Origin of the sequence: Vibrio sp. B183, from assembly GCF_000740665.1 — a bacterium.
Lineage (GTDB): Bacteria > Pseudomonadota > Gammaproteobacteria > Enterobacterales > Vibrionaceae > Vibrio > Vibrio coralliilyticus.
In genome coordinates this window covers 255,737-274,300 of sequence record NZ_JPQB01000014.1, presented here as the reverse complement: position 1 = coordinate 274,300, position 18,564 = coordinate 255,737, and the positions used below count along the sequence as shown (strand labels likewise).

Sequence of the window (18,564 nt, the reverse complement as noted above, 5' to 3'; positions counted from 1 at the left end):
ACCTTTGTGAAGGCAATCGATTAAATATTGACTAGCGAAAACTTCAGGTCATTGATTCTATGAGATTTATTTAGAATTCTGATGAACGTATTTGTATGGAGTTAAAACTCTATTTGTTTACATAATTGAAACGCTTAGGGTGGGTTTAGAATAAGGCTTTGAGGTGGGCTTTGACGGTTTGCATATGTTCTTCTCGTTCGACAGGAACGATTTGCTGCGGCGATAAGAACATCTCAGCGTATTTCTGATCAATTTCGTGCTCTAAGAAGAGCAAGTAAAGCTTAGGATCGATATGACCTGAAGTGGCCATGTGAGTCATGATGTTGAGTGACTCCTCCAGATTCTTCGCTTTTTTATAAGGTCTGTCACTGGAAGTGAGTGCTTCAAAAACATCGGCAATGGCCATGACTCTGGCTGGGATTGAGAGTTGGTCTTCGTTTAAGCCTCTTGGATACCCTTTCCCATCCATGCGTTCGTGGTGTCCGCCTGCTATTTCCGGAATATTTTTCAAATGCTCTGGGTAGGGAAGGCGACCAAGCATCGTAATCGTTTGAATGATATGGTCATTGATAATAAACCGCTCTTCATCGTTTAGAGTGCCGTAGCGAATCGAGAGGTTGTACAGCTCTCCGCGATTATATTTAAGGTTTCCAGGTTGAAGGATAAAGTGTTCTTTCCAGACATCCTGCGGACTCTCTCCCTGTTTCCATGGGATATGATGAACCTGTTTATCACTTAATAGTGGCTCCATCACTGGCAACGCCAATGCCTCACCAGCTCGTTGTTTTTCAACCCAAGATACACCAGCTTGATCATTCAAGGTTCTCTTCCACTGTCTTTTTGCTATGTTGTTGAGCCGCTCAATGGCAGATTCTTCCATTTGCTCACTACCGACATTACATTGAGCGATAAACTGAAATTCTTCATCTAACGTTTTGTGTGTGTCTTTCAGGGTGCGTTTTAATTCGGTCGCGCTACCTCCTTGGTAAAGGCCTTGCCAATAATCTACTTCTGCTTGAGTTTTTAGCAGTTCAAAGCGCATCCGAATCTCATGGATTCTGTCGTAGATGGTTTCAAGCTTCGTCGCTTTATCAATGACATACTCAGGGGTAGTGACTTTACCGCAGTCGTGGAGCCATGCAGCAAGGTGAAGCTCTTCCCATTGTTTTTTATTCATACCAAATTGCGGGAAGTAATTGTCATCGTCCTGAGCGACCTGAGTCAGCATTTTTGTCAGTTCAGGGACACGCTGGCAGTGGCTACCAGTGTAGGGTGACTTGGTATCAATCGCTGAAGCAATCAGCTCAATGAAGGCATTTAACATGTCTTTTTGTTGCTGCATCTGGTCGATATTTTCTTTGGCGATTTCAGCAAAGCTGAGCAACTCTTTGAGGAATGCATGTTTATCGCTTTGTTCTTTGGTGATGGCGCGCTCATACCCAAGCAACAAAATACCAACTAAACGTTTCTCTCGGCTGAGCAACGGGAAGAAATAAACGTCAGAGTTATAGAAATACTCTTTATGTCGGTTGAGCGCATTATCACTTCGATTGAGGTGCATAATCTCGCCTCGACGCAAATCGGTCTCTAACCAAGCCGTCTCAGTCAGAAACTCATTCAGTTCAATCTTAAATGGAATGATGGCGTGGTTCGCTGCAGTCTCAAATGTTTTCTGTTGTTCCGAGTAGGTGTAGAGAACAATGGTCTCCGCTTTCGTGACAAGGTAACTTTGGTGTGTGATGGTTTTAGCGAGAACTGAGAAATCCTGATTACTAGCCGTGTCGCGCAACAAGCGCAGCAAATCATGCAGAGTATGCTCCATCAGCTCAATCGACTCGGTCAGATTGGCGACTTCTTTGATGACACTTTTAGGGTAGCGGGTTTTTTTGAAATCAAAGCGAGCGATATTATCAGTGAGCAAGACAAGGTTTTGCAAAGGTGTCGCCAATTTATTCGCCACGACCCACACAACGACAAAACAAATAGCGAGCATAGCCATCGCAACGGTGATCTGTCGGTCACGCATCGAAAGTAAATTGGCTAACAGATCATCTTGTGGGGTCGCCTCTGCGAGAAGAAGGCGCACATGTTCATTTAGTACCACTGGGGTTAATGTTACCGCCCAGTTTTTACCATCGTCGACGACGGGCTCATAAAGTGTCTGGCTGCTATGACGATCGAGGATGGGGGAGAATAGACTGTTCTCAAGTTTTTGTTGAATTTTTTCATTATCTAGAGCGAGATCGACACCTGTCTGATGCTGAGCTAACACTCTGAATTGATTGTCAAAGAGCATAAGCTTGGTGTTGTCAGAAAAGCCAATCTCACCAATTTGTTGTGATAAGGAAGATAGCGTGAAATCGGCCGCTACCACTTTTCCGCCATCTGCTGAGCGACGAGATAAGGTCACGCCGTTGGTTTTCAGAAAGTAAAAAAAATACGGTTCGGTGAGGCGAATATCTCCGTCAGGATCGGCGTTGGTAAACCAAGGCCTGATTCTGGGGTCGAATTCGTTGTCGTTGGTTTGTTTGTATCCGATACGTTTGTGATTGCCATCTAAATAATGGAACTCATTTGAACCATCGACCTTTGTGAAATTGATCATCATGCTGGCTTTGGGAGGGGCGCCAAATCGTTCGCGAGATTTGTTGTCGCGCAGTGGACGAAGCATCGTAAACTCACCGTGCTCATTCGCATAGAACAAGGCGACTAGCCCCTGATTTCGTTGAAAAATTAACTCTAATGAAGAGAGGAATCGTTTCGCTTTGAGTGGAGCTTTACGCTCATCGATAACGGCACTCAGTGCCATGAAATCGAGAGTCGTGAGTATAGGGCCTGCACGCACCCTGAATGTGGACTCAAGTTTTCGACTGTTCTCACTGCTAAGTTCTTTAGCGCTGCCAGTCAGCAATTCCTGAGAGTGTCGATAGCTAATCGCAATTAACACGGTACCGACTAAGGTAGTCAGCACTAAAAACAAGCTTGTTATATGGATACTCAGCGAATAGCGACGTTTCTTCATGTCTTGCCCATTAACTAATTACTTAATAAGTATTGGTCAATATACGAATCATGCAAAAGTTGTCGTTAAGCTTTGCAAGACTAATGCGCTAGTTTTCTGATTTACAAAGTAATATGTCGTTAAATCAACTATAACTAATAGAGGATGGGAAAAGGAAAAAAACAGGATGCTAACGCTAAATTATCAGATTGAGGTGGCGGCAACGCCAGAAACTATCTGGAAAGTGCTTACGGAAGTTGAGCTGTATTCACAGTGGGCGAGAGTATTTTCACCTCAATCCCAGTTCGAAGGCGAATGGTTGGAGGGGAGCAATGTGTCCTTCTTCGATCCAGAGCTAGGTGGGACTCGAGCTATTGTTGACCGTATCGAGGAGCACAAAGTAATTGAATATCATCATATTGCTATCTTCAACCCAGATCATATACAAGACATAGACAGTGATTCTGCTAAGAAGTGGATTGGCAGTAAGGAAAGTTATCAGATCATGCCGCTGGAAAATTCAGTCTTGCTTAAAGTGACAATTGAAACTCATCCTGACTTTGTCAGTATGTTCAATAGTGGATGGGAGAAGGCGCTGCCATTGATCAAGGTAATATGTGAGCAACAAGGAAGTTAGACTGGTAAAATATCGACCAGACTTTGGGAGATTTAGGAAGCTGACATTATGAAGCTTGTTGTTGACACTCACACTCACACTTATGCGAGTGGTCACGCTTACAGCACACTCATTGAAAACGCTAAACTGGCAAAAGAACATGGTCTGGAGATGTTTTGCACCACTGATCACGCAGAATCGATGCCGGGAGCGCCACACTACTGGTTTTTTTCTAATCAGCGGGTCTTGCCTCGATTTATAGAAGGCGTTGCCGTCATTCGTGGTGTTGAATCCAATATTCTAAACACGAAGGGGGAAGTGGATATCCATCCCTCAACAGATAAGAATCTAGATTGGGCGATTGCCAGTTTTCACGAGCCTGTATTTCGCCCTTCTAGTAAAGAAGAGCACACTGAAGCCCTCATCAATACTATTCGTGGCGGTCGAGTTGATGCTCTGGGGCATCTAGGCAATCCGAACTTCGACTTTGATTTTGAATCGGTTCTAACGTGTGCCAGAGAGCATAACGTAGCAATCGAAATCAACAACACCACATTAAAAGGCAACAGCAGAGTGGGAAGTGTTGAACGCTGCCACGAAATCGCCCAGATTGGTAAAAAGCTGGGAGTGTATTTTACCACGGGTAGTGATGCTCATTTCTGCCAGGATGTTGGTAATCTCAGTTTAGTGTCTGATTTGATGGATGATGTCGGTATCGACAGTACGCGGGTTATCACGTATTCTGCTCGCCAATTCCTCGATTTCCTTGAACTACGTGGTCGAGCACCGATCGAGGATTACGTCAATTTATAAGTTGATACAATTTTCATCTCAAGTGTGCTGACTGAATTCAGTACACTTTCTCCTCCTATTACAAGATAAGAACAATACAATGAGAAATTTAATTCCAGCTCTGGTACTGATGGTATCGGTACAAGCTTTTGCGTCAGATTTCGACCTGAAAGCAACAATGAAGCAAATGAAAGTTGAATTTAAACACGCTGCTGAAGCAACTGAAATTACCGATATGAAGACAGCGGTGACTAATCTGTCTGAACTGGTAGAGCAGTCTAAGCGTGGTGACTACCCACCAGAGAAGTTTGATATCTACTTTGAGGGCTTCAATAAGCTATCAGGTGCGTTGGACAAAGTAGAAGCGCAATTGGAGGCTGGTGATATGGCGTCGGCAAAAGAGTCTTTGCGTCAGGTCGATGAACTTCGCATTGAATATCACGACAAACGTAACCCGAGCATCTGGAGCAAGCTATTCGGCTAGATTGATGTTTGATTTGGGCTGTTGCTGAACTGAGCTTGCAAGAAGGGCAGGAGTAACAGTCCAATAACCGCTGAGCAGATCGAAATTGTGACGAAAAATCCAGTCCAGTGGAAATGCTCCATAATGATAGCCATAGGGTAGCCTGCCAACGCTGCTCCCATATACGCAAATAGCCCGACAAAGCCCGTCGCCGCACCCGCTGAGTCTTTGTGCGAACATTCTGCAGCGGCCATCCCAATCAGCATTTGTGGTCCAAACACAAAGAATCCAATGGCAAAAAATCCAGCTGCCTGAAAAGCGAAATTCGTGACTGGCATTAGCCATAAAGCGGCCACTGACAAGAAAACTCCCATCGCAAAAATCAGGTTCATTGGGCCACGATTACCACCAAATAATTTGTCTGAGCCCCAACCCGCAACCAGAGAGCCGATAAAGCCACCGATTTCAAACAAGGATAAAGCGGCATTTGCGTTGATCAAGTCGAAACCGTGCTGTTCGGTAAGGTATAGATTACCCCAGTCATTGACCGCTGTTCTAACGATGTACACCAACACGTAGCTAAACGCCAACAACCAAATATATTTGTTGTTTAGGACATAAGTACGCAGAATTTGGTGGGGTTTCAGTCCTATACCGTCGTTCTCTTGTGCCAGCTCAAGCTTGTCGTTTTTCCATCGGCCAATGGTGGGTAGCCCCATGGTGATCGGTTTATCTCTTAGCCTCCAGCAAAGGAAAAGCCCGATGATGACACCGATAATCCCCGGAATAACAAAGCCTTCCCGCCAGCTGTAATGTAGTACCATGTAACCGACGACAAGAGGGATTAAGGCTCCGCCAACGTTATGAGCGGTATTCCAGATAGCCCAGAAGAAACCGCGTTCAGAGCGTGAATACCATGTCGTCAGCAGTTTTGAACAGGAAGGCCAACCCCAGCCCTGAAACCAGGCGTTGAGCACCCAAAGCGTGAACAGCGCATAGAGTGAGCTGGATAAGCCAAACAGAATGTTAATGATGCCTGTTGCAATTAATCCAAGCCCCATGAAATAGCGCGGATTAGAACGATCTGAAACGATGCCGGAAATGAACTTAGACAAGCCGTAGGTCAGATAGAAGAACGTGCCCATCAAACCTATGTCGCTTTTGTCTAAACCTAGGTCTGCGATCAAAGCAGGTGTCGCGTAGTTAAAAGTCTTGCGGGTGAAGTAAAAGCCGGCATAGCCGAGATACATACCGACCATGATATGCAGCCGCCAGTACTGGTAAGTCGATTTCATCTCGTGGGTAGTGTGATTAGATTGAGCGATAGAATCTGACATAAGTTACACCTCAAATTCCCGGTAATTCGACACGAATAGAAGTACCATGCTGCTCTGATTCATGCTGGCTATAGCTACGAATATTAAATCGCCCGCCGAGGGCCTGCACTCGCTCTTGCATGCCTTTTAAGCCAAAGCCTTTTTGGCTGTCCTGTAGTTTGAATCCAATGCCGTTGTCTTGAATCTTGAGTTCAACTTTGTCTCCCAGTTTGATATCAATCTCTAAACGGCTAGCCTGAGCGTACTTTTGTGCATTGTTAAGAGCTTCCTGACATATCCGATACAAGGTCGCACTGGTCGCATCGCTTAACGTAGATACATGCCCACCTTGCAGTTTGAACGAGACGTCAACGCCTTGCTGCTCAAACTCCATTTCGCGAACTAACTGTTGCAGAGCTTCGACCAGATCAAGATCATCCAGTGCTTTGGGTCTGAGGCGAGTCAACAGCCCTTTAGTGGTGTCATACACATTCAGCGATAAAGATTCTATGGTTGTGGCGCAATTGGCGCTCATCTCTGGGTTTTCAACTCGCTTAATGATGCTGGCTTGAGTGCGGATGGCAGTAATATTCTGGCCGATTTCATCGTGTAATTCGCGTGCGACTTCCTGACGCACGGATTCCTCAGCCTTAACCAACTGACGGGATAAGTTTTGGTTGCGACTTAACTCGTGGCGCAATTTTTGGTTCAAATCTCGTTGGCGCTGGACTGCCATGCCCAGCAATATCCCTGTTAAGGTCTGTGCCGTAATCGACAATAGAAGGTCGGTGACTTCGATTTGTGACACGCCGCTGCGTGCTGCAATCAAGGCGATACTGTTGAGTAGAGTACCAAGCATGGCACCTTGCCAGCCGTAGCGAAAAGCGAGCAGGATGATAGGAATCGCAAGGCAGAAGGGGGCAAAACGACGTAGTTCATCGGGAAGCCCAATTTGCAGCGCGATGCTGACAGAAAACACGATCACGAACAGAATAATCGGTTTGACGTTGAACTGAATAGGCTGGCTGATCAAATTGGAAGTCAACGGGAGCCAAGTGCTTTGAAATAGGTAGTTCCATACCAGATAACAGGTCGGGACCAGCATGAGCCCACCAGTGACGCTAACCAGCCAAACTAGGCTAGGTGACTCAACGTGACTGCTCACGGCAGCAACATTGATTAGCGATGACACAATAATCACAGCTGCTTGAACTAGCAATCGCTGCGATTGCGCCCCGTAGTTAAATCGCACCGCCATAGCAGTAACTGGAATACTAGCGGCACTGGCTGCTAAAACGGTAAGCCATTGAGGCTGGTCTAGCAATAGCGCTAGAGAGATCGTCAGCAGCCATTCGGCCGCATAAATTGCAGGCCAGTGCTTCTTGGCTGTATGCAGGGAGACCCCCAGTCGCAAAGCGAAGGGGAAAAAGAGAATAGCCAACTCAGCATCATTAACGAAGTAATAAGAAATGACCCATAAGCAAAACCAACTGCACAGGGTAATGAACCAAGCACAGGCAGAAGTGATTAGGTAGTTGCGCATTAGAGCGGGATTTCCTGACTGAACAGCTTAGCCAGCTCAACGTTGTTTTTGACCGCGAGTTTGTCCATGGCATTGGCGCGATGGACGTGAACCGTCTTGTGGCTCAAACCGAGCTGGCTAGCCACTAACTTAACATCCATGCCTGTCGCAAGCAGTTCACAGACTTGTTTCTCACGCTTAGTTAGCTGACTTAATGAAGCGGTCGCTTTTTTAGGAGAGGCCAACTTCAAGGCGATTTCTGGGGTTAAATAGCAGCCTCCAGTGGACGCGGTTCGTACCGCTTGAACCAACTCTTCCGGGCTGCATCGTTTAGTCAAATACCCTAGAGCCCCAGCTTCAAGCGCTTTTTCTACCATCGCGGGGGAGTCATGGACACTCAGCATAACGCAGGCGATGCCAGAGGGTAGCGACTCAAGTAGAGTGAGGCCACTTTCATCAGGCATCGATATATCGGTAATGCACACATTGGCGCCGCTACCGGGCAAGCCTTGTTTTGCATCGGACACGGAGTTGAATTCACCAACGACATTAATGTCACTTTCCAAGCTCAGAAGCTGGGCGAAACCGGATCGGACGATGACGTGATCATCAACGAGAGCAACATTAATCATGGCAATTATCCAAAGCAAGGCAGAGTGCGGGGTAAGTTACCGTTAAGTTTACCAATAGGCAAATAGCGTTTGGAACTAAAAAAAGCGCTATCTATATCTCTCTGATTCCAGGCAGAACAGCGAGTATTAGATAGCGCCAACTGGGGGTATTAAGCGTTTACTTGAGCGAGTTTTTTCTTAGCTTTACGAATCTTCTTCTCTTCAGCAATAGCGACGAACGCAAGTAAGCCGATACAGATAGCCGCAGAAGTATCGAGTGCAGCAAAAGTACCTTGCCAACCCGTCAGGCCAAAAATAGGCGTGCCGTCTGCAATCATACCCAGACCAAGTTTTGCAAAGCTGTCACCGATCAGGTACGCAAATGTGCCTTTCACACCGTCAGCAACACTGATGGCTTTCTTCGGTACAAAGCCAACGGCTGCAACGCCAATTAACAACTGAGGACCAAAGACCAGGAAACCTAATACGAACAGCGACGCTAGGTACATGAACTCGCTGGTGGCGTGCTGGTAGAACTCGAGTGAAACAATAATCAAGCCAAGTGATACACAAGCAACAAGCGCACGGCGACCGTTAGCCAAGTCTGACAAGTAGCCCCACATTAATGTACCGACCAGTGCACCCACTTCGAATAAGGTGAAACCAGAAATTGCCGCTTCTTTAGATAGACCAAGCTCTTGGTAGGCATAAACCGTTGACCATTGGTCGATACCGATACGTACGATATAAAGGAAAATGTTAGCGAAACACAGTAGCCAGATCACTTTGTTTTTCAGTACATATTCAACAAAGATTTCTCGCTTAGACATTTGCTGCTCTTCCGCGGCATTGTCTTCTTCACTGACAGCTTCATCGAACAGCTCCTCCACTTTACCTAAGCCGTAGGCTTCTGGAGAGTCGCTACCAAAACGCATCCCGATAAAACCTACAATTAAAGCGATGATAGATGGGAAGATGAACATACCAATCACGTGACCATCGAATAGGTAATTCGCGCCAAATAGAGCGACACCTGCAGCGCCTGCACCACCAACGTTGTGCGACATGTTCCACAGACCAAGGTATGAACCGCGCTTGTTACGTGGTGTCCATTTGGTGATGGTTGAGTAGCTAGAAGGGCCGCCCGTACTCTGGAAGAAACCACTTAACGCATAAAACGCTATCATGAGGAATAGGCTGATGCTACCGCCTCCCATGCTCATACTGAAACCCAGCATGGCAAGGCCCGAAAGGATCAACATGAAGGGTAGGAACTGCTTGGTGTTTTTGCCATCGGCGTAATAAGACACCACAGTTTTACCAATGCCGTAAGTGATCGAGAAGCCAAGGCCAATCATACCTAACTCGGTCATTGATAGGCCGTAAGTGGAAATCATATCGTTCTGAGCGATATTGAAGTTCTTACGGATCAGGTACATGGTCATATAGCCGATGAATACAACCAAGTAAGATTGTAAAAAGGGTTTAAACCACATTTTTCGGCGAACTTCGACTGGCAGATCCAGTGTTGGTTTGCGCACTTGTTCTAGAAATTTCAACATAGTGAATCCTTAGAGCCCGGCTTAGCCCGTTGGGCAAAGCAAATAAAAAATTCGGTTGATTTATCTGACAGGCAGTCAGGAGTAAATCGATGGCGCTAAGTGTATTCATCGCGGTTCGTTGTGGCTTGAGAGATGCTCCTAGGCGGATTAGGAAAATTTCCTAGATCGAGTTGGTTAGTGAGTGTTTCGTGAATAGTGTCACATGATTGGCAGGACTCGTTTCGGTTAGTTATTGTTCTTTTTGTAGAAAAGTTATGACTAAGCTTATGTTTTGCAGCACAACTGGCTGAGTTTGTTAACTTCACGTTATATAGTTACAGCTAACAAATCGAGAGTGATCATGTTACGCGCAACGAATTTTAACCGGACGATGTTATTGGCGAGTGCCCTGAGTTGGCTGCTCGTTTCTCTGATGCCGGTCATAAATGCGCACGGCTCAAACGCAGGAGTTTGGGCTACGTTATGTACCATCAATGGTTTCGAGCTGGTTCAGGTCGAAGAAGGTAAACCGGAAACTCAGCACGGCAAGCCTTGTCCATTCAGTCACTTTTCCTCTTTCCATCAGGATTCACTTCCAACACCACCTTACTTTACACGACAGTCGTATGTGAGTGATGAAGCGTATGCTTTTTTGGCTCTAAGCGTTCGCTATCACCTTGCACTCCCACGTGCGCCGCCTTTGTCGATTGCTTGATATAAAAATAAAATTATTAAATAAGGCATAGCGCCTCACTGTAAAGTCTACGTTCAGCAAACACTATTGAATGATCAATTCGGATTGAATCCGAAGGGTTTTGCTGCGCGCAATAAAAAGGAAATTGTAATGTTGGGTAGTCAAACTCAGACTTCACCTAAGGAATCTTCACACCTATCTTCAGAGAAGGCTCGAACCAAATCACGCTACTTCATGACATGGCGCTGGCACTTTTATGCAGGCCTTTATGTTATCCCATTTATGCTTATGCTCAGCCTGACAGGGCTTGTCATGCTGTTTGATGATGAAATCGAACAAGCTCGATATCAGGATGAGTTGGTTGTTATGCCTGAATCTTCAAAAGTTCCGGTTTTGCAGCAGCTAGCAAGCGTTCAAGCTAGTTACCCAACTGGGCAGGTTACTCAGTATATCCCTGCCGCTGAAGCAAACTTGGTCAATAAGTTCAGTGTGCGTCTGGAAGATGGTACCTCGGTGTTTGCCACCGTGAACCCCTATAGTGGTCAGGTATTAGGTGAAATAGATCGCAGTGACAGCTGGTATCAGCTTGCGAATGAAATCCATGGAACCTTGTTGATTGGCCAATGGGGTGATTACTTAATCGAGGTTTCTGCAAGCTTGAGTATCTTACTTTTGGTAACGGGCATCTATTTATGGTTACCACGGGACAATGCAAGTAAAGCGGGATTTCTGAAACTGCGCTTTACATCGGGTACACGGATCTTGATGCGAGATCTGCACGCGAACTTGGGTGGTGTGCTGTCTGTTGTGTTGCTGTTTTTTGTCATCTCAGGCTTGGCTTGGGCTGGCGTTTGGGGCAGCAAGCTGGTTCAGGCGTGGAATACGTTTCCTACTTACTACACTTGGGGCGATAAGCCAGAGTCACTGCTGACTCACGCTGACCTCAACCACGGTAGTGAGGAAGAAATGCCATGGAACTTAGAACAAGCTCCGTTACCTGAATCTAAGGGGCATGTTCATGGCAGCGATGATCATACTCATCATGAACGTAGCTCGTATGATATCAGTCAGAGTATTGGTATCGATTCGATAGTCGAGCAAGCACAGCGCCTTGGTTTTACTCAGTTTAATCTCTTTTTGCCCCAGTCTGAAACGGGTGTGTATACGTTAGCAGCGAATTCTATGGCGGGTGACATTAGCGACCCGAGAAAAGACAAAACCACTCACATAGACCAGTACACAGGTGAAGTGTTGGTGGATGTGACATGGGAAGACTACAGTTTGTTCGCTAAATTTATGGCAGCAGGAGTGTCTTTGCACCAAGGGGATGTCAGCGTGGTTAACAAGATACTCAATGTTTTGTTTTGTGTGGCGTTCATCGTTATTTCCATTACTGGTATTGTGATGTGGTGGTTCAGAAGGCCGTCAGGCAAGACTCGAGTCGGTATTCCGCCTCGCTTTGAAAGTGATGGTATCTGGAAGGTAGGTGCAATTACACTCGCTATGATTGCAGTCTTTTTCCCGCTAGCAGCTGTGACTATCGTGCTCTTTGGTGTGATTGATTGGTTTGTTTTCCGGCAGAAAATGGAAACGTCAGCAGCCTAGTACAACAACAAAAAAGGCCACCTATTGGTGGCCTGATTCACGTATGGTTCTGCTATTTTACTGACCAGTCGATGGTCTCACCAGCGCGAATTGGCACGACAATGTCCTGACCAAATGGCATTGATTCTGCAACTGCCCATTCTTCTTTAGTGAGCGTCACGGTATCTGAGTTACGCGGTAGACCATAGAAGTCGGGGCCATTGTGGCTCGCAAATGCTTCAAGGTTCTCTAGCTTACCCTCTAGCTCAAACACTTCTGCATAAAGCTCTAGCGCTGCGTGAGCGGTATATGAACCAGCGCAGCCACACGCTGCTTCCTTCATCCCTTTTGCATGCGGAGCGGAATCTGTACCTAGGAAAAACTTCTTGCTACCGCTCGTAGCTGATTCAATCAGCGCCTTTTGGTGGGTGTTGCGCTTAAGAATCGGCAGGCAATAGAAGTGAGGTTTAATTCCACCAACCAACATGTGATTGCGGTTGTACAGCAGGTGGTGAGCTGTGATGGTTGCTGCAACATTATCGTTAGCGTTTTTAACAAAAGTTGCCGCATCCGCCGTTGTGATGTGCTCAAGTACGATCTTCAATTCTGGGAAATCATTGACGATGGGCGCCAAAACCGTATCTAGAAACTCTTTTTCACGGTCAAAAATATCGACATCATGAGTCGTCACTTCGCCGTGGACCAGAAGCAGCATGCCGACTTCCTGCATTGCTTCAAGCACATGGTAGATGTTTTTAGCAGAAGTCACACCAGAGTCAGAGTTGGTTGTTGCGCCAGCAGGGTAGAGCTTGGCTGCCACCACTTTGCCTGAAGCTTTCGCTTTGCGAATTTCATCGGGTGAAGTGTTATCCGTCAGATACAACGCCATCAAGGGCTCAAATTGTTCGCTTGGTTTTTCTGCCATGATGCGCTCACGATAAGCGAGTGCCATTTCAGTGTCGGTAACTGGTGGGACTGTGTTTGGCATGATTAGCGCTCGACCATTGTAGCGGCTGATGTCGCGGACGGTATCTGTTAGAACATCACCATCGCGTAAGTGAACATGCCAGTCGTCAGGACGAGTGATCGTAAGTGTTGTCATTATTGCTCCCACCATAATAATAAGTTGTCTGATTGGAGCCTAAGCATCAACGAAAACTGTGAAGGCAAACGCTTACGCTTAGGCGACAGGATGATAGTGCAAAGTGCCTTTTAATGCATCTGTTTTTTACTTTTGAAGTGGATTGGATGAAAGAAAAGGGCTAATCCGTTAACCCTGAAATATCGGATTTTCATAATCCGTTATACAACACAACAATGTTTGGAGTACCGCACCTGGGATAATGCGGTAAATCCATACTAGCGAGGTGGTACATTAGAACAAGTTAATTTAATGGATTCTTACATAAGGGAGTGGGGTGTTAACAGTTTTCAAGACAAAGACATATTTCGATACGCTTTATGATGAGGTTTCGAGTTAATTATCGGATTCACAAAGTTTGAAGTGAATTTTATGATTGGAACTGACATCTTCATGAAACATCTCGTTAGAGAGTCGGGTATAATCGCAGCAAATAACAAAGCTCAGGATTAGCAATGTCAGCTCCAACTCTTTCTCAAATCAACGTTTTCCCAGTTAAATCCTTAGGCGGTATCAGTCAATCTTCTGCTTGGGTAGAAAAGCAAGGCCTGATGTTTGACCGTCGTTTTATGCTTGCTTTGGCTGATGGTTCCATGGTGACGGCGCGTAAGTACCCACATATGGTTAAAGTTCAGTCGAGCTTGACGCCAGACGGTTTAATTTTTGTTGCAGAAGGCAAACCGCCACTTCGCTTAAAGTACTCAGATTTCAAAATGCAGGAAGCCCCAGCTCAGGTATGGAAAGATAATTTCACCGCGTATACCACAACGGACGAAGCGGACGACTGGTTCAGCGATGTCTTACAACAGAGAGTAGAGTTGTTGTTTTCAGGTGAACAATCGAACCGTGTGCGAGAGAAAGTTGGGCACAACGTCAGTTTTGCCGACGGTTACCCAATGCTTGTGATTGGTCAGGGTTCTTTGGATGAGCTCAACCGTCGCAGCCCTGAACACCACTCAATGGACCAATTCCGTGCCAACTTGATTGTTTCAGCGACTGAGGCGTTTGAGGAAGACAGCTGGAAGCGAATCCGTATTGGGGAAGTGGAGTTTGAAGCGGTTAAAGCTTGTGAACGCTGCATCCTGACAACGGTTAATGTCGATAAAGGCGAATTCAGACCAAGCAAAGAGCCACTCAACACACTGTCTCAGTTTCGCGCGAACGAGCGAGGTGGCGTTTTCTTCGGTCAAAATCTAGTCGCTAAGAACGAAGGCATGGTTCGTCAGGGAGACGTTGTTGAAGTTCTCGAATACAAAGAGAAAGAATTTTATCCAGACAACACTCCGGCACAATTGGTGATGACGTGTGTTGAACGTGAAGAGATTGCTCGTGAATTTGTGACATTTTGGTTAGAACCAGAACACGGCACCGCTCCTGTCTATCTACCTGGCCAGCACTTACCGATTTCATTGGATATCGATGGTGAAAAAGTCGCGCGTCGTTATACGCTTTCTTCTAGTCCCTCAAGGCCTGGACGGTTGGCTATTTCTGTCAAACGTATTGACGGCGGGCGAGTATCTAACTGGCTCAACGACAATCTGAAAGTCGGTGATACGTTAGCTTGCGAAAACCCTGATGGTAGTTTCCATCTTGGAGACAAACACGACCAACCCATTTTACTTTTGTCTGCGGGAAGTGGCGTGACACCAATGCTGTCGATGCTGAGATACTTATCTGATAACGACCAAGCGGATGATGTTATCTTTTACCATCAGTGCCGCAGTGTAGAAGATATACCTTGTAAAGAAGAGTTAGATACCTACAAACGTAAACACCCTGGCTTGAGAGTGCTGATTTCGTTGTCTCAGCCACCTATCGACTGGTTTGGTTTAAAAGGGCGTTTAACGACCGCACACCTAAAACAGATAGAAAATCTTGAACAGCGTCAGGTGTTCGTATGTGGGCCTGATGGTTTTATGCAGAAAGCTAAGAATCTTCTGTTAAAGAAAGGTCTGCCAGAAGAGTGTTACCACCAAGAAGCATTTGGTGTTTCGCAAACCAGTACACAACCTTTTAAAGAAGTACAGATCAGTGTTAACGGCCAACTGTTTGTCGGTAATAACCAAAAGCCACTGTTGGAACAAGCTGAGGACGCAGGTATTCCGATTGCGCACAGTTGCCGCGCTGGTTTGTGTGGTGCATGTAAGGTGACGGTTGAATCAGGAAAAGTTCACCAACCAGATGTGCCAGGATTACAAGATCATGAAATGAACATGGGTATTGCTCTAGCTTGTTGTTGTGTCCCTGAAACTGATATCGAAGTGGTGAATTAAACACAACTTAGGACAAGTCATCTGAAAGGTAAAAGCCCCAGACCAAAGGCCTGGGGCTTTTTTTAGTGTGAATACTTTGTTTAATTTGTATTTAGGACGTATTCATCAGTCTGAGCCAACTGACGTGTCGTAACTCAGTCGCATAATGATATTAAAAACAATAGGATAGTGTAACTGTCCGATCGGACAGGTTTTGTGTTAAAATTGATACGATTTGGTAGATTAAAGCAGAAAATATAGACATAACTAATCAAGTTAACTTCGATTATTTGTGTTGAAATTGAGAAATACTATTTTCTGTTACTGGTACGGTTTAATATGCCCACCTAATAGCGCTCTCGTCACTGCTTGGCAGCGATTGGTTGCTCCGAGCTTCTTACAGGCATTACTGAGATGGAATTTTACGGTTCTTTCAGTGCAGTCGACAATATCAGCTATCTCAGAAGCGCTCTTTCCATCGGCGGCCCAAGTTAGGCACTGAATCTCTCTGTTAGTCAGCATGGCTTGCGAATGTTCGGTCTGCGATGCGTGAGATAAACGCGAAAGGTTTTGCACAATAAGAGGAACAATCAGTTGAGCAAATAGCAATACGTCGGTGTGGGTAGGGTAGGCAATAACATCTGAAGTCGCGAAACTGAGCATACCCACTTCACCATTTAATCCATGGATTGGAATGCTGATTCCTTGTTCAATCCCCTGAATATGAGACAAAGAAAAAAGCTCCTGACTGTGGATGTCTATTTGTTTGGAAGATTCCCAGACACTGGGCATACAGTTTGATGCGCCAAACTTGCAAATAGGATCTACGTACATCAGCCCCAAATTACATGAATCTTCTCGGCAATCGGCGGGGAAGTTGTCTACGACGATAAAACGACCATTTTTAATATGCGGGTCAAACGATACACCAAGTACAAAATACTCGCTGTTAACTATATGGTTTAACTGCTCAAGCAACCTTCCCATTGATTCAATAGAATCAATGGTTTGGTAGTCATCTATCAGACGTAAAATTTCTTTCATTGAGTGCCATAAACGCGACTTTTTATTACTTATAACAAATTACAATCGGGTTATGTAATATTTTTCTCACGTTAAAAGTGAGACTGAAGGATTTTTGAACATATTGGTAAATCGAAATAGAAAAAGGCGCCCAATGGCGCCTTTTCTTATTTTACCACCTGAAGAACGGTGTCATTTTCTTTTGCGTAAGATTCAATTTCTTTAGGTGGTTTTCTATCAGTAATAATTAGATCGACGTCAGCGATAGTGCCAAGTTTTACCATAGCATTGCGACCAAATTTACTGTGGTCAACACCGAGGAAGACAGAGCGACTGTTTTCTATGATGGCGCGTTTGACGCGAACTTCATGATAGTCAAAGTCGAGCAGTGAGCCGTCATAATCGATCCCTGAAATACCCAGAATGCCGAAATCGAGACGGAATTGAGAAATAAAATCTAATGTCGCTTCACCAGTGACGCCGCCATCTTTGCCACGAACCTCTCCACCTGCCAAGATCACTTTGAAGTCGGGCTTCGACATCAAAATAGTCGCGACATTAATGTTGTTGGTTACGATACGCAGATTCTGATGTTTGCCTAGTAGTGCTCTTGCGACGGCTTCTGGAGATGTTCCGATATCAATGAACAAAGTCGCTCCATCTGGAATGTGCTTGACCAATTCCAGCGCGATCTGGCCTTTTTCCTTTTGATAGGAAATCTGGCGAGTCTGATACGAGGAGTTCTCTGCACTAGATGTGATAGTCGCTCCACCGTGGTTGCGGCGAATCTTGTTGTCATCAGCTAGCTCATTGAGGTCACGACGAATCGTCTGTGGGCTCACGTTAAATCGTTCAACCAATTCGTCAGTACTGACAAAACCTTGAGTTTGCACCAGTTCAATAATTTCCTGATGACGCTTAATGGCTTTCACTAACAATGTCCTTGTCTGTTGGAATGGAGTAATTCTACGGTTTGCGTGAGGCAAAGCAATAATTTGTGAGCGAAACTGGCTGGTTAAAGTTCGTTTTAAGAAAATGTTCACATAAACGAGCATTAATCATTAGGGTTAGAGCTTCTGGCTGCGATTGCGTCCTTTGTTTTTCGATACATAGAGCGCTTTATCAGCACGACGGTACAAATCAAAAAAATCCTTATCTTTTTCTGTTAATTCGGTGACTCCGCAACTGATGCTGAAATTGTTGTTGTCAGTAAAAAAGGGAAAAGAATAAAAGTCACAACGCAGGCGTTCGGCGATCTGGAGTGCTTGCTCTGCGTTCGTTTGATGCAGAACGATGAGGAACTCTTCCCCGCCGATTCGCCCGCAGGAATCGGTTGAACGTATATGAGAGCGAGCAATATCTGCCAACTGTACGATGACCTCGTCACCATGGTCATGGCCGAAGGTATCGTTAATATGCTTGAAATGGTCGATATCAATCACGATGCAAGAAAGAGATAGATCGTGGGTTTGAGCATGAGCAAACTCTTCAGAGAATTGGCGCCACAACTTCCGGCGATTGTACAACTTAGTAAGATCGTCGGTATTGGCCAGCTCAGCCAACTTTTCACGCATTTCAACAATGTCAGTAATATCTGTTGAAACACCGATCAAGCCAATAACTTCGTTAGTTACAGAGCTGATGATCGGCTTTTTAATCGCTCTGTAAACTCTTAACTTGCCATCTGGAATAGCTCGAGCGTGCTCTTCATTGATCACCGTTTCACCAGTTTCGAACACAGATTGGTCGGTGTGGAGAATATCTTTAAGAAGATCGGGCTGAAAGTAGTCGTAGTCAGTTTTGCCTTTTAGTGACTCAAGATCGGTTTTAAACAGTTCTAGAGTGAGTTGATTAGCGTAGAGGTACTCTCCTTTGCGATTCTTAACGAAGACGTAAGAGCCGATTTCATTGAGTACTTCTTCATGCAGTGCAAACTTATTATCTTCGTATATCTCTTCAATATGCTCTAATTCGATCATAAGACCTCCCTGTAGTGTGAGGTCTAGCC

15 protein-coding genes are annotated in these 18,564 nt (G+C 45.4%); 6 read left to right on the top strand and 9 right to left on the bottom strand.

The annotated features are described in order from the left end of the window. Positions 1 to 145: 145 nt before the first annotated feature. On the bottom strand, positions 146 to 3,022 hold the full coding sequence (locus IX95_RS15825) for an HD domain-containing phosphohydrolase (protein ID WP_038161720.1): 2,877 nt from the start codon (positions 3,020 to 3,022) through the stop codon (positions 146 to 148). A gap of 166 nt (positions 3,023 to 3,188) precedes the next feature. Here IX95_RS15825 and IX95_RS15820 point away from each other — a divergent pair, with 166 nt between their 5' ends. From IX95_RS15820 to IX95_RS15810, 3 genes are all read left to right on the top strand, one after another. After that, positions 3,189 to 3,638, top strand: coding sequence for an SRPBCC family protein (locus IX95_RS15820; RefSeq protein ID WP_038161717.1), 450 nt, complete (start codon positions 3,189 to 3,191; stop codon positions 3,636 to 3,638). A 48-nt stretch (positions 3,639 to 3,686) separates the two neighbouring features. After that, on the top strand, positions 3,687 to 4,430 hold the full coding sequence (locus tag IX95_RS15815) for a phosphatase (RefSeq protein ID WP_038161713.1): 744 nt from the start codon (positions 3,687 to 3,689) through the stop codon (positions 4,428 to 4,430). A gap of 79 nt (positions 4,431 to 4,509) precedes the next feature. Next, positions 4,510 to 4,893 (top strand): cytochrome b562, encoded by a 384-nt coding sequence (locus IX95_RS15810; protein ID WP_038161711.1) that lies wholly within the window; start codon positions 4,510 to 4,512, stop codon positions 4,891 to 4,893. On the opposite strand, the gene IX95_RS15805 is transcribed toward IX95_RS15810, so the two are convergent. The 4 genes from IX95_RS15805 to uhpT form a co-directional block, all read right to left on the bottom strand. Further along, positions 4,890 to 6,209 carry an MFS transporter gene (locus IX95_RS15805; RefSeq protein WP_051912580.1) on the bottom strand — a complete coding sequence of 440 codons (1,320 nt, stop codon included), beginning with the start codon at positions 6,207 to 6,209 and terminating at the stop codon, positions 4,890 to 4,892. The genes IX95_RS15810 and IX95_RS15805 overlap by 4 nt on opposite strands. A gap of 10 nt (positions 6,210 to 6,219) precedes the next feature. Beyond that, positions 6,220 to 7,731, bottom strand: coding sequence for a signal transduction histidine-protein kinase/phosphatase UhpB (gene uhpB, locus IX95_RS15800; RefSeq protein WP_038161708.1), 1,512 nt, complete (start codon positions 7,729 to 7,731; stop codon positions 6,220 to 6,222). Beyond that, on the bottom strand, positions 7,731 to 8,342 hold the full coding sequence (uhpA, locus tag IX95_RS15795; RefSeq protein WP_038161707.1) for a transcriptional regulator UhpA: 612 nt from the start codon (positions 8,340 to 8,342) through the stop codon (positions 7,731 to 7,733). The genes uhpB and uhpA overlap by 1 nt, the downstream gene beginning before the upstream one ends. Positions 8,343 to 8,491: 149 nt before the next feature. Beyond that, complete coding sequence (gene uhpT, locus IX95_RS15790; RefSeq protein WP_019275811.1) at positions 8,492 to 9,883, bottom strand: hexose-6-phosphate:phosphate antiporter; 1,392 nt, start codon at positions 9,881 to 9,883, stop codon at positions 8,492 to 8,494. Between the two features lie 340 nt (positions 9,884 to 10,223). On the opposite strand from uhpT, the gene IX95_RS15785 reads away from it, so the two are divergent. Together IX95_RS15785 and IX95_RS15780 are read left to right on the top strand one after the other, a co-directional pair. Continuing rightward, complete coding sequence (locus tag IX95_RS15785; protein ID WP_038161706.1) at positions 10,224 to 10,577, top strand: hypothetical protein; 354 nt, start codon at positions 10,224 to 10,226, stop codon at positions 10,575 to 10,577. Between the two features lie 129 nt (positions 10,578 to 10,706). Beyond that, positions 10,707 to 12,161, top strand: coding sequence for a PepSY-associated TM helix domain-containing protein (locus IX95_RS15780; protein WP_038161705.1), 1,455 nt, complete (start codon positions 10,707 to 10,709; stop codon positions 12,159 to 12,161). Positions 12,162 to 12,213: 52 nt separating this feature from the next. Here IX95_RS15780 and pyrC read toward each other — a convergent pair whose 3' ends face one another. Then, a complete protein-coding gene (gene pyrC, locus IX95_RS15775; RefSeq protein WP_038161704.1) occupies positions 12,214 to 13,242 on the bottom strand; it encodes a dihydroorotase in 1,029 nt (342 codons plus the stop codon). A gap of 494 nt (positions 13,243 to 13,736) precedes the next feature. Between pyrC and IX95_RS15770 the strand changes: the two genes are divergently transcribed. Then, complete coding sequence (locus IX95_RS15770; protein ID WP_038161702.1) at positions 13,737 to 15,554, top strand: hybrid-cluster NAD(P)-dependent oxidoreductase; 1,818 nt, start codon at positions 13,737 to 13,739, stop codon at positions 15,552 to 15,554. A gap of 300 nt (positions 15,555 to 15,854) precedes the next feature. Here IX95_RS15770 and IX95_RS15765 read toward each other — a convergent pair whose 3' ends face one another. The 3 genes from IX95_RS15765 to IX95_RS15755 all read right to left on the bottom strand — a co-directional run bounded on the left by IX95_RS15765 (position 15,855) and on the right by IX95_RS15755 (position 18,535). Continuing rightward, positions 15,855 to 16,577 carry a helix-turn-helix transcriptional regulator gene (locus tag IX95_RS15765; RefSeq protein WP_006961260.1) on the bottom strand — a complete coding sequence of 241 codons (723 nt, stop codon included), beginning with the start codon at positions 16,575 to 16,577 and terminating at the stop codon, positions 15,855 to 15,857. 146 nt (positions 16,578 to 16,723) lie between these two features. Beyond that, positions 16,724 to 17,488, bottom strand: a complete 765-nt coding sequence (locus IX95_RS15760) for a DeoR/GlpR family transcriptional regulator (protein WP_006961259.1) — start codon at positions 17,486 to 17,488, stop codon at positions 16,724 to 16,726. Between the two features lie 135 nt (positions 17,489 to 17,623). Beyond that, positions 17,624 to 18,535 carry a sensor domain-containing diguanylate cyclase gene (locus tag IX95_RS15755; protein WP_006961258.1) on the bottom strand — a complete coding sequence of 304 codons (912 nt, stop codon included), beginning with the start codon at positions 18,533 to 18,535 and terminating at the stop codon, positions 17,624 to 17,626. Positions 18,536 to 18,564 lie beyond the last annotated feature (29 nt).